The sequence below is a fragment of the Pseudoalteromonas sp. SCSIO 43201 genome (assembly GCF_023716725.1).
GTDB lineage: Bacteria > Pseudomonadota > Gammaproteobacteria > Enterobacterales > Alteromonadaceae > Pseudoalteromonas > Pseudoalteromonas peptidolytica.
This window is the reverse complement of the sequence record NZ_CP072683.1, coordinates 158,490-172,039: the sequence shown is the minus strand read 5'-3', so window position 1 is coordinate 172,039 and position 13,550 is coordinate 158,490. Positions and strand designations below refer to the sequence as shown.

Sequence of the window (13,550 nt, the reverse complement as noted above, 5' to 3'; positions counted from 1 at the left end):
CCTTACCCTGATACCTATGTGGCTTTCAGACCCATTTTTTCGCGCAATGCCGCCTGCTGTTCTGGCGTCAGTGTCGCCAACTTAATTTGCGTCAATGCTAATTTCTCCAATCTAGACGGATCACCACTTAAGTTATTTAGTGCTTGAGCCAAAGATTGAATGCTTGGGTTATCAAACACAACGCCAGGTTCAATATTCAATAAGAGTAATTTCTTTATGCGTGTAGCAAACTTGATAGCAGACAGAGAGTGCCCACCTAAATCGAAGAAACTGGCATCACAACTTACTCTCTCTACTTCTAAAATATCCGCCAACGTGGACGCAAGTAAGGTTTCTAATTGACTGCTAGGCGCAACATAAGTAGATAAAGTCAACTCAGCAATTTTAGGCAAACTTTGACGATCTACCTTACCGTTAGCAAGCAGTGGTAACTCTGTCACACTGACAAAGAAAGCAGGCACCATGGCATCTGGCAATACATCGCGTAACTGCGTCTGTAACGTAAGGTTTTCCTCTCCAGTTAACAGCTCATTTGCTACGGTTTGTTTATCTAAATACTGAGTTAAGAAGGCAACCAAAACAGCTTCATTGCCATACTGTTGTACCGCCACAAAACAATCTACGTTGTCTAAGTGCTGTGTAATAGCCAGTGCCACTTCATTGGGCTCTACTCTAAAGCCACGGATCTGCACTTGGTCATCCTTACGACCAGATAAACTAATAGAGCCATCAGGTAAATAACGAGCTACGTCACCTGTACGGTAAAGGCGCTCAGACCATTGACTGTTATCGACAAAAACACCGCTGGAATCAGCATTAATGTATCCTGCTGACAATTGCTTACCCGCAATACATAATTCGCCTTGCTCACCAGTTGCACACAAGCCATCTTGTGGAGTTAAGATAAAGATTTGTGAGCCAGAAAAGACTTGGCTAAGTCTTGGCACTGCGGCATCAAAGCGTGCGTTGTTTTCATATGAATGTGACATCACACCCACAGTGGCTTCTGTCGGCCCATAGTGGTTAAACACCTGTGTTTGCGGCGCTAACTTATGTACCTTTTGAATTAATGCAGGCTTGGCCGCCTCGCCACCTAAGATCAGCTTAGTTGGCAGACTGGCTGGCATGACTTCCAATAATGCTTGTAAATGAGAAGGCACTATCTTGACGCAATCGACCGCGTGCTCAGCCACAAAGCGACCAAATGCGTCGCCATCGAGCATTTGCTGCTCACTGGCAACAATAAGCGTGGCACCATTATAAAAAGCATTGAATAGCGTAGTATTACCAATGTCTGCGGCAACGGTAGAGGTGAGACCAAAGCGCTGGTTTTGCTGTAGCTCAAGTGCGTGTGAAGACGCAGCGCAATATTGTGCAAGTTGTTGATGTGCAATAGGCACACCTTTTGGCACTCCCGTGGAACCAGAAGTAAACAATACATAAGCGATGTCTGCTAACTGATACTCAGGTAGCACACTACTGTCTAACTCTAGCTGTTGCGCCTCTAGTAGCCACTGCTCAACATTATGCTCATCTATATGAAGGATTGCACCAGACGCGTCCATCACACGCTGTTTGCGCGGCTCTGGCCAACTTGGGTCAATTGGGCAATATGCTGCACCGGCACGCATCACCGCCAGTAACATGACCACTTGCTGCCAACTGCGAGGTAGCGATAACAGCACAACACAGCCTTGCTTTACTCCATGGGCTTGTAGAGCTTGCGCTGTCTTATTGACCAAAACAGTAAGTTGGCTGTAGTTAAGTGAGTGTGCAGCATCTACCAATGCAATGTGCTCACTTTTAGCGTCTGCAAAATATTCAAGTTGTGCCAGCACGTGGGTAGCAGTTAGCCCTTGATCTGCATTTAACGCGAGAAAGCGCTGCTGTTCTTGCGCAGTAACAAGGGTAATATCAGCCACGGCAATTGCCAAATATTGCGGGGCTTGTGCCAATAAATGAACAAATTGCTGTAACAAGATACTTGCGGCTTGATGTGAATAAGCTGAGCTATTAAATTGCAGTCGCACTCTGTCATCGGCAATAGTTAAGGATAATTCTGCGTTATCGGCAATCGCGACGGTTGCTTCTGCACTCACTACCTCTGATGCAAAGTGTGCAACTACACTACTATTGGCAAGCGTTTCAGGGCGCTCAAAACATTCCGCCCACTCCATGTGCTGAGACAAGGTAAAGGCAAACTGATTAATCCACTCTGCTAATACCTGCTGTTTAGCTTGTGGTACTTGAACCGGTAATGCCTGCGTATACACACCAAGCGCATCAGCCAACTCTTCGCTCATTTGGCGCGGATCATAACCTACACTGGTCACAAAGCTTTGCCCTGAAACACGCGCTAGTAATAACCACCATAATGATAAGTATATGCTTTGTGCATCTACCTCTAATTGTGCGCTAAGCGCTGTGATCGCTTCTGTCGTAGACTCAGCTAATGCTTCATCAACGCACTGTAGGTTTTGTAACGCCCCTTGCTCTGGCGCTTTGTGATACGGTAATGCAAAGTGATTTTTTGCATTATTAAGCTGGCTAATATACTGCTGCCAATAAGCTTTACCTTGAAGTGAATCTTCGCTGCTAGTCAGCTCTTCAAGCCACGCGAGAAAATCAGGGTATTGGACACTTTCTTCAACAGCTAAATTAAGATCTAACAAGCGCTGTACAATTTTCTCTGTACTAGCCAAATCAACGCATAGCGCATGGGTACGCACCAACAGGTATGCTTCATCCCGGTGGCTAATTTTGACCACTTGTAAATTTTGACCCGCAGCAGGGTTCAAAGACACAGGTTGCAAGCTATCAAGTGTTGCTAAGTTAATGCTGGCATCGGCTTCCAACGTCATGGTGGCAATGACGGGCTTGGTACTTAAGTGAGGTACCTGTCTTAAACCACGAAAACCTGACACCTCGCTAAACGTAAAGCTCAAAATGATATTGTCATCAATGATTTCATTAAGTCTAGCTTGGAGATGTTCTGTGCTGTGTTGCTCTGACATGCGCGCCAGCACGCTATTATATGCCAATGGCTCCAGTGTATTACCTAGACATTGCTGCTGCTCACTCAATGACAGGCCTTGTGGATAAGCAGAGATATATTCTTGGATCATGATATGCACTACCTTTTACTGTGCTTGATTTGCTTGTTTTAGATCTTGTTGCGTATAGATATCACCCATAGCAACTACAATTTTCCTTGGACCCTCAAATGGATCTCTGGCATGTGCAGCGAGCATATTATCCAGCATCACTACGTCACCTTGCTGCCACTCAAAACGCACCGCACATGTTTCATATGCAGCACCAATAATGGCCATCTCTTCATCACTGATAGCAGAGCCGTCACCAAAATACACGTGTCGAGGCAAACGCTGCTCTCCCACTAACTCGATCAAACTCTCTTTGACTTCCGGCTCTAGACAGGCAATATGATGCAGTTGCACTTGATTGAAAAACGACCTTTCCTTTGTCACTGGGTGAACAATAACGCCATGGGTTTTGGTTTTTGTTTGGAGGCCGTCATTCTCTAGCCATTGATATTCAATATTTGCTGCATTCAGCCTCGCTTCCACTTCAGTTTTACTGTCAGTTTTATAGAAATGCTGCCAGCTTACGTCAACACTCTTATGGAAATTACGTAGGTACAGCAAGCCTTTTTCTTCTATTTTTTGCACCAATTCACTGGGCAAAACTGATAACATTCGACGACAATCTACTATGGGTGTCGTACCGCCAACAGGAGAAGGTAATTCACAGAAAAACCACTGTTTACGCGGCCACTGCTCTAGATGTGAACTTTCATTATGATAAAGGATCATTTTGTTTTCAGGATAAGGCGTAGACTTATAAGTCTTTTTACCACCCTCTTTTTTAGGCAGATCGCCATAGTTGCCATATAAGCCTGGCTGAATTGCATTGGCAAACTGCTCAAATTCCTGTGGGGTCTTTAACCCAAAGCCACGGAAAACCAAGCCCGCATACTTAAGTAAGTTGCTTTCTATAAAGTCTCGATTTGTTTCAGCCCACACATACGGGTCTAAATCTTTACTGGTTGGCTGGATAACGGCTGGAAACCCTTGCGCACCTTTGAAGAATGTTGTTGAAGTTGCGGCTTGAGTAGCGCTAGCCGTGGGTTTTACCCCTTTTTTAAGAGATGAAAATTTACCTTTTCGCACAGTGGACGTCATCGTTTTCTCCTGTCATAGACTCATACCAATCCGCGGTAATGCTCTATCGGACCTCCAATAGATCATCGCCCTGCTACCTTGAGTTGGTCTGCTTAGCGATATGACGTGGCAAGTCGTACTTTCTTTACTACAAAGTCGAAGATTTACTTGATTTGAATCAATAAAGAGACGCTCAATGCGTCTCTTTATTGTTGAATAAATGAAGGGAGTTCAGCGCTGGCTTAAGTCGCACTCGGATTGACTACTTCTTAAACTTAGCAAATTTGCTGGACTTAAACTTGCTTTGACCAGCCTGCTTTGGCGTGTGTGGTTTCAATGTCGCAATGCCAACTGTTGGGCTTTCCACCAGCTGAGTTAACAATTGCATCCACCTATCAAGTGCGACTTGGATTTTATCACGGCGATATAGCGCCGTTTTAAAGTAACAGCGACCATGATAAGCCTGCTCTTGCGCATCAATAAAAATTGCCGAGTCAAATTTACTTGACGTATCCACCGAAGCGACACCTTCCATTTCTAGCCCATCGATAGGCCAATCTGGTTTTGGCGTATTTTGCATAACGAAAAGCTGCTGGAATAACGGTGACAAGCCCGCTGTTCTTTGCGCGCCTACCTCATTTATCACGCTATCTAGTGTAAGCAGCTGATTACTTTGAACATCCAATAGCGTTTGCTGAACCTGTTCACATAGCTGGGTGAACCCGACTGCGCCATTAAGACGAACTCGTAGCGGCAAGACACGGATAAAATATCCGATCAGAGGTTCAAGATCCGCATGTTCTCGACCTGATAGATCCGTACCTAATACCATATCTTGCTGCCCTGTTGTTTCAAACAACCAAGCAGCATAACTTGCCAATAGCACGCTAAACACAGAGCATTGTTGTTGCTGCGCAAGTTGCTCAATGGCCTCTCGAGTTGTTGCCGCAATCTGAAAATCTATTACATCGCCTTGCGTATCGGTGCGCTCAGGACGTGGAGAATGTAACGGGATCACGCTTTGCGCTGGAGCATCTGCAAGCTTCGTACGCCAAAACTGAGCAACATCCTTTGCTTCTTGGCTTGCTAAACGCTGCTGTTGCCACTGTGCATAGTCACCATATTGCACTTGCAGTGGCGGCAGTTGGGCTTGGCGCTGCTCAATTTGCGCCAAATAAAACTCACCGACCTGATGTACCAAGTTCCCCATAGACCAACCATCACTCACTATGTGGTGCATATTAATGGTAAGTTGATAGTGCTCAGGTGCAATTTCCACCAACAAGACGCGCAATAACACATCCTCAGCTAAATTAAATGGTGTCACCTCAAAATGCTCACGGAGCTTAGCAGCTGCTGCAGTGTTTTGCGCTAAGTCATCATCAAGTTGAACATACTGCCACTGTAATTCATTGTCCTCACTATACACCGCGACCACGTCACCTTCTTGTTCAACAAAGCGATAACTAAACGTACTGTGGTAAGCCAGTAACTGCGCAAAAGCGCACTGTAAGCTGTGGGGTTCAAGTGCTCCAAAGAGATTAACACTCGTGGTGATGTTATACGCGGCTCGGTCTTTTGCTTCACTCAGTTTGTCAGTGACCCATAAACTGCGCTGCTCTGCTGATACCGGTATTTGCTGAGCGAATGGCTGCGCTTGTAAAGTAATGCCGCGGTTATCATCTGTGCTTTGTCGCTGCGCTGTGATGTATTGAGCCAGCGCACTAAACTCACTATGCTCAAAAATATCTCTAACTTTCAACTGTAAGCCAAACGTTTGGTTGATTTGTGACGTTAATCGCATCGCTAAAATGGAGTCGCCACCGTCATAAAAGAACTGACTCTGCGGTGTTGCGTCAACACCAAGTAATGTTTTCCATATTACGCTAAGCTGGCGCGCCTGCGCGTCCATCTCTTGATACTTAGTCTCCGCTTTGGGTTGCGTCGGCTGTGGCAACGCATTGACATCGACCTTACCATTGATGGTCAATGGCAATTGCGTCAATGTTAGCCAATGGGCAGGCTGCATATAATCGGGTAGCTGCTGTGCACATGTTTGCAGCGCAGCCAGATCCACATTCTCACCGATCACATAGGCTATCAACTGCGCCCCTTGTTCGGTGTGCTGTAACCGTACCAGTACGCTACTTATCTCCGCCATCGCCATAATGCGCTTTTCTATCTCAGCTAATTCAATCCGATAGCCACGCACTTTTACCTGCTGATCTGCACGACCTTGATACACAAGCTGCCCTTGTTCATTAAAGCGCACCAAATCGCCAGTACGATATAAACGTTCTCCTTTGTCACTAAATGGATTAGCAATAAATCGCTCAGCCGTAAGGTCAGCACGGCCAAAATAACCCTGCGCCAAAGTACCTGCAATATATAGCTCACCGACTCCACCAGCAGGTACTAGGTTAAGTTCTTCAGTTAACACATAAGCATGGCGATGCCCAACCACCGCCCCTATGGGCACATATAAGCTGTCTATTTCAACCTTATGATCATCTTGCCAGATAGTCGGTGTGATCACGGTTTCTGTCGGGCCGTAGGCATTAATGAAGCGCGTCTGAGGCGCGCGCTTGCGCCATTGCAATAACTCTTTTGTTGGCCAAGCTTCCCCTCCTACAATACATAGACGAACGCCATCCAGATGGGGCAAGTGCTGTAAATAAGCACGAGGTAAATCAACAATATTAATTTGATGCGCCACAACCAACTCGCTGCACTGCTCCGGTAGTAATGCTTTACCATTCACCAACGTCAGCTTCGCACCGGTCAATAAGGGGACGAACACTTGCTCAAGCCCAGCGTCAAAGCCCAAAGACGCAAATGCCAATGCGTGATCTTCAGTACCATAGTGATACGCATCTGCAATCGCCAAACAGTGACTTAATAGTGCACCTCGTGTTACCGCCACCCCTTTTGGCTTGCCTGTAGAGCCAGACGTAAACACCAAATAAGCGAGCTGCTGAGGGTCAAATGTTGGTCGCTGCAATGACTGTTCATCCACCTCACTTATCAGACATTGAAGCGATATTTGCTGCATTGTACAGTGCGTTAGCGCACGCTCTTGGTGCAGTACCAATTGCGGTGTACTTAGCGCAAGTATGTCATTTAAACGCGATTCTGGTGAGTCTACATCGAGCGGTACATAGACAGCGCCTAGCTGCCAAATCGCAAGAATACAAGCCAACGTATCCAGTCCTGTACGCATATAAAGCGCAACGCGCTGTTGACTGGTTACACCCTGTAATTGCAAGCCAACTGCAATTTTTTCACTGCGTGCCAATAGCGCTTGATAACTTTGAGACTGCGCTTCACAAAAGAGTCGAGCAGTATCCTGATGTACGCTTGCCTGCTGATATAGACACGCCAATATGTCCTGCTGCTGCGCTACACCATGGTATTTTGTTGCGCCCAGTTCAATCAGTGAAGCACTCTGTGCATCACTGAGACCTGTAATATGCGCCACAGGCTGTGTAACCTGCTCTTGTAATTGCGAGATTATCAATAAGAAGCGTGCGAGTAATTGCTCGGCATCTGCATCACTTAAGGCTGCTTGCTGATAATGGAATGCGATGTCCACCGTTTCTTGCTGTGAAATGGAAACCGTGAGTGGATAATCGGTTTCTTCTCGGCTGGCCAGTAACTCAAATTGCGTAGTGGCTTTATCGGCTTGCTGAAGCGCTTCAGCAATTGGGTAATTTTCAAATACCACTAGTGTGTCAAATAACCCATTTGGACAATCTATTCCCCCTTCTCGGGCCCATTTTTGCACCTCGCTAAGAGGTGTATATTCATGCTCACGAGCCCGCAGACTTTGGCGCTGTAGTTGCTGCAACCATGTTGCCACATTGACCTCAGGACTCACGGTGACAATGGTCGGTAGGGTATTAATAAACAAGCCAAGCATGCTGTCACTGTGAGCAAGTTCTGGTGGTCTTCCTGACGTTACTGAGCCAAAGCACACAGCTTGGTGTCCTATGCTGGCTTTCAACACCAATGACCATGCTGCTTGAATTAAGGTGTTTACCGTAATTTGCTGGCTACGACAAAACGAGACAAGATGCTCGGTCTGCTCAGGCGCCATGACCCAACGGGTATGTCCCGCACCATTTTGCGACGTCTGTTGCGTGTTTTGTTGCGCAAACAAAGTACAAGGCTCATCTAATTGGCGCAGCTGTTGCTGCCAATAATCACGATTTTGGGTGTGATCTTGCGTCTGTAAAAAACCAATATACTGCTCATACTGACCTGTCGCAGGCATTAACGTGTGGCCTTGATATACACTTAATAATTCACCCATCATGCGTGAGGCACTCCAACCATCGGTGAAAAGGTGATGATTTGTCCATATCACGCGGTGTTGGTGTGTATTTAGTTTGATGATAAGCACGCGGTTAAAGCCTATGTCTTTATCTAAATCAAAACCCAATAACACCTGCTGCTTGGCAAGTTGTTCAAGTTTTGCTTCTACATCGCCGCCCTCAAAGGACCAATCCAGTACTGTGATGTCTGCCGCATGCGTATGTACTACATACTGGTGCGCTGGGCTTTCTTTGGTGAGTAACCCCGTTCTCAGCACTTCATGGCGATCCGTAACATGCTGCCATGCTTCGCTAAACGCCACTACATCTAGACCTGTAACCGCAAACTGCATTTGGTTCACATACGCACTGTTGTCGCTATATTGAGCATGAAAAAGCATACCTTCTTGCATCGCAGAAAGCGGATACACTTTACTTATCTTTGTCGCGTCTAATTGTCTTAAGGTATCTTTTGGTAATTGGGCTAGCGGTACATCTGAGGCACTGAATGTTGCCGTTGTCGACGCACAATGCGCCACTAACTCTTCCAAGCATTGCTGGAATAACTGAGTGAACACCTCAATAGTGTCTCTACTCAATCGCGTGGCGACGAAACTGATGCGTATTTGTAATTGCCCACCTAAGACTTGGGCTTGTATCGACAACTCACTTGCAACCGTTGCGGCATGGTTGGTACTCGCGCCACTGTCTTCACGCGCAGGCTGCCATATACCATCACTGCTAAAGTTATTGTCGAGTTGCCCAAGATAGTTAAACTCAATATCTGCCAGCTCTGGTGCGCTACTTGCCGGTTTCGCGCTGTTATATTTGAGTGCGCCATAGCCAATGCCTTTGTTTGGGATAGCACGCAGCGTTTCTTTGGTCGCAAGAATGGTTTCTTGCCAGTTATCTTGGCGTGATAATTTCAGCGGGAACATCGCCGTAAACCACCCTATGGTGCGACTCAAATCAATAGATGGCTGCCAAGGTTCGCGACCATGCCCTTCTAGATGCAGCACATATTCATCCGCCCCTAACCAGCGGTAAAGTGCTTCACTCAGTGCACTTAACAATAAGTCGTTGACTTGCGTGCGGTATGGTCGGCTAGCTTGTGTCAGCAACTGCGTTGTCAGTGCTTGTGGACAATACAGCTCAACGGTAGCTAACTCAGTTTCTGCTGCACTGGCAGTTTTATCTTGATACGGCAACGGCAATCTTGCGGCGGTTTGTGCTTGCCAAAACTCAGCTTCATCAGCAAAGTGCGCATCGTATTGCTGCAAGGCTTCAGCCCACTTTTTGACACTGCTGGATTTAGCAATTGGCTGCCACGTCTTACCAGCAATAAGCTGCTCATACCCTGCTGCCAAATCATCCAGTAAAATTCGCCATGACACGCCATCAATCACCAAATGATGTACAACCAGTAAGACGCGGTAACTGCCATCTGCCACTTGCATCACCGCGACCCGCATCACTGGCCCATTTTGAATATCCAGACTACGTTGAATATCGTCTGCCAGCGCGGTTATCTGGGCGTTTTCAACTTCATGTAATGTAAATATCTGCGCCAACATTGACGCACTATATTCAGTAAAAGACTGCTGCCAGTTGCCTTCACTATCGCGGCAAAAGCGCAGCCTTAAGGCATCATGATGTTGCACTAATTGTGTGATCACTTGTTGTAGCGCTGAACAGTCTATCGTTTGCGATACATGCAGCATCACGGCTTGGTTATAGTGGTTTGGAGCGTGTCCACGCTGCGCGAAAAAAGCCTGCTGAATAGGCAGCAGAGGGGCACTACCGGCAACATGCTCGACCTCACTGCTATTGACCTCTTCCAATCGCGTGGCCAAAGGTGCAATCGCCATAATAGTTTGCGCTTCAAAAACATCCGCTGGCTTGATTTCCCATCCAGCTTGTCGGCTTAGTGACACCATTTGCAGGCAAATAATAGAGTCACCGCCTAAGGCAAAAAAGTTATCGTCACGACCAACTTGCTCAACGCTAAATAACTTACACCAAATCTCAGCGATCAATGTTTCTACTTCACCAATACATGCCGTTATTTGTGTCTGCTGCGGTGATGCCGCAGGGGTTGGCAAGGCAACTCTGTCGACCTTACCATTGGCGTTAAGCGGTAGGCTGTCCAAAAGCATAAATACTGAAGGCACCATGTATTCTGGTAGTATAGCTCGAGTATCCGCTTGAATATCATGTACATCACGGGTTGAACATAGGTAGGCTAGCAACCGGGTCGACTCTGCGTGTTGCTGTGCAATCACAGCAACATCATTGACACCTTCGATAGCACGTAACTTAAGCTCAACCTCTTCAATTTCAACACGGAAGCCGCGAATTTTCACTTGGTTGTCTACTCGACCGATAAACTCAAGTTGTGCTTGAGCATTCCATCTCACTAAATCACCGGTGCGATATAGGCGTTGACCACTATCGCTAAACGGATCAGCAACAAAGCTCGCCGCGGTTTGTCCTGGGCGTCTTAAGTAGCCTTGCGCTAAAATTTCACCACCAACATACAACTCGCCAACCTGCCCATGTGGCAACAGATTGAGCTGTTCATCAAGTACATACAGCTGCCGCTCAGCAATCGCGCTACCTATAGGTACAGAATTGATACGCTCAACATCCAACGCACTACAGTCAAAAATAGCCGCTTCAACTACGATTTCTGTCGGGCCATAAGTATTGACCAACTTCACCTTTTCAAGCCCTGCCGCTCGCCATGCACTAATGGCCTGTTTTGACATGGCTTCACCGCCTGAGTGCACTTGCCTAAGCGCGGGTAATTGCCATTGATGCTTTGGCATTAAATACGACCAATCTTCGGCAATTTGTCGCCAATAGGCCGCACTTAAGTCCATCACACTAATACTGTGCTTGCTAGCTTGCTCATACAGGGTTTGCGCGTCCCACAACGTGTCATCTCGCATCACTAAAGCGGCACCGACAACCAAAGTGGGAAAAACTTGCTCTACAAACGCATCAAAATTTGCTGTTGCAAACTGTAACACGACATCATGTTGGGTAAGCGAAATGAAATCCGCTGCGGTAAAAATATAACGGCTCAGCGCCCCATGTGGCACCGCCACCCCTTTGGCTTTTCCTGTCGAGCCTGAGGTATAATTTAGATACGCAATATGCTCAGGATGCACAGCAAGCGCGGCGTCTTGCTGGCACCAAACAGATAAGTCTGAGCATATTAATTCAGCCTCTGCAATCACCGCGCATGAAGACGCAGACAATTGCTCACCGACAATGAGCGCACACTGACTATCTTCTATCATGTGCGTGAGCTTGTCTTGTGGCAACTTAGGATCAAGGGGTAAATACGCCACACCTGATTTAAAGCACGCCAACAAGCTAGCAATCAAATATGGGGTACGTGGCAAGGCTATACCAACCACCTCTCCCTCTTTGATATGATGACGTTGCAGTTGTGCCGCAATATAATTACTGTGCGCCTCTAACCATTGATAATCAAAGTGGTGGTCTTGGAAGATAAGCGCAGTGTCCGTCGGTGAACTAAGCGCTTGCTGGCGAACTAACTCATGCGTTAGTCGCGTTTCTGGTGCGAGTTGTTTTCCTTTACTCGCGCGGCTTTCAGGAAGATACGCAGGCTGGTTTTCGTAGGCGACATCAAGCCAATTCCCGATTTTCTCAGCATCATGCCCAAGTGCCAGTGTCAGTAGCTGGCAAAACTCTCGTTGCAGCACTTCAATGTATGGTGTATCAAACTGTGCGCAATCGTACTCTATCTCACAGATAACACTCGTTTCACTGGTTTGTGCCGATAGCGCAATCGCAAATTTACTCTGCATACTGCCACCTGCTACTGGAGCGAGTGAGAAATCTCCAAAGTCGAGCTGCCCTTGTAATTGCGGCTGACAATCAAACCCAACTTGAAAAAAGCCACCTTGGCGCAGATCGCCGCGATGCTCAGGTAACACCGACAACACGTATTCAAACGGTACATCACTGTATTGTGTACAAGTCAGTGCATGACGCTGTATTTGTTTTACCGTTTCTATAAAGGAGCGTCCACAATGTGCTTCGCAGCGATAAGCCTGTGTGGTGATAAAGCAGCCAACAATATCTTGCACCTGCTCCTCTGAGCGACCCGCATTTGGCACGCCCACTACAAACTGCTCATTACCATGATGACGCGACAACAATAGTTGCCATGTTGCCAATAAAGAGGCAAATGGCGTGACCTGATTGCGCTTGCAAAAGTCGCTAAGGCTGGCACATAAAGGCGCTGAAAGCGTAAACTGCTGACGCCCACCTACCGACTTCAACTTAGTGGTGGTTGTGTGCTGCTGATGCAACCGTAAGGGTTGTCGCGGCGCTTCAAGGTATTGCTGCCAAAATGCCACCGCAGGATGCTGTTGTGATAACGCGTGACGCTGCCAATGTGCAAAGTCAAGGTAGCGCAGCGCTGGCATTGAGAGTGCCAGCCCCCGATACGCACTTTTTAAATCAGCTAAAATCAGATTATTAGACCACCCATCTGACACGAGGTGATGATAGCTCAGCGCCAATATTTGTAATTGATCAGCACAGGTGATGAGCTGTGCTTTGAGTTGTGGTGCCTGTGATAAGTCTTTTGCTGCTAACAGCCACTGATTTAATGCTTCGCTAGCAAGGTAGTCGGCTCTTGTCACGTCACTTTGTACTTGCGCTAAAGAAAAGCTGACCTCATCAAGCTCGACCTGAGTTGGGGTATCATCAGTGGTGACAAATTGCGTTCTAAATACTCCGTGATTGGCAATAACAGCTTGCAGTGCTTGCTCTAGTTTACTTGGATCAATCTGCCCCGTTACTGCAAAAACCACAGGCATCAAGTAACTGGTGTTTGACTCATCAAGTGCTTGCAGTGTCCATAGCTGTTGCTGTAAATATGACAAAGGGGCGGCATTGCCGGATATACGAGGGATCCCATCAGACGAGTCCTGCTCCAGTAGTAAACTCAATATATCGCTATCAATATCCGCTAAAAAATCATCTTGCATATTTACACCATGCCTATCTTCAAAGT

The 13,550-nt window shown here is 46.9% G+C and carries 3 protein-coding genes; all 3 read right to left on the bottom strand.

The window, feature by feature from the left end; all coding sequences use genetic code 11:
* Window positions 1–14: 14 nt before the first annotated feature.
* Window positions 15–3,125 (bottom strand): non-ribosomal peptide synthetase, encoded by a 3,111-nt coding sequence (locus J8Z24_RS00685; protein ID WP_252095106.1) that lies wholly within the window; start codon window positions 3,123–3,125, stop codon window positions 15–17.
* 15 nt (window positions 3,126–3,140) lie between these two features.
* The gene (locus tag J8Z24_RS00680; RefSeq protein ID WP_125251333.1) at window positions 3,141–4,202 is read right to left on the bottom strand and encodes a TauD/TfdA family dioxygenase; all 1,062 of its coding nucleotides are present in this window, start codon (window positions 4,200–4,202) and stop codon (window positions 3,141–3,143) included.
* 241 nt (window positions 4,203–4,443) lie between these two features.
* Complete coding sequence (locus tag J8Z24_RS00675) at window positions 4,444–13,524, bottom strand: non-ribosomal peptide synthetase (protein WP_252095105.1); 9,081 nt, start codon at window positions 13,522–13,524, stop codon at window positions 4,444–4,446.
* Window positions 13,525–13,550 lie beyond the last annotated feature (26 nt).

Coding starts and splice junctions, on each gene's coding strand:
- J8Z24_RS00680 (WP_125251333.1), bottom strand. CDS start 4,202: ATGACGTCCACTGTGCGAAAAGGTAAATTTTCATCTCTTAAAAAAGGG.
- J8Z24_RS00685 (WP_252095106.1), bottom strand. CDS start 3,125: ATGATCCAAGAATATATCTCTGCTTATCCACAAGGCCTGTCATTGAGT.
- J8Z24_RS00675 (WP_252095105.1), bottom strand. CDS start 13,524: ATGCAAGATGATTTTTTAGCGGATATTGATAGCGATATATTGAGTTTA.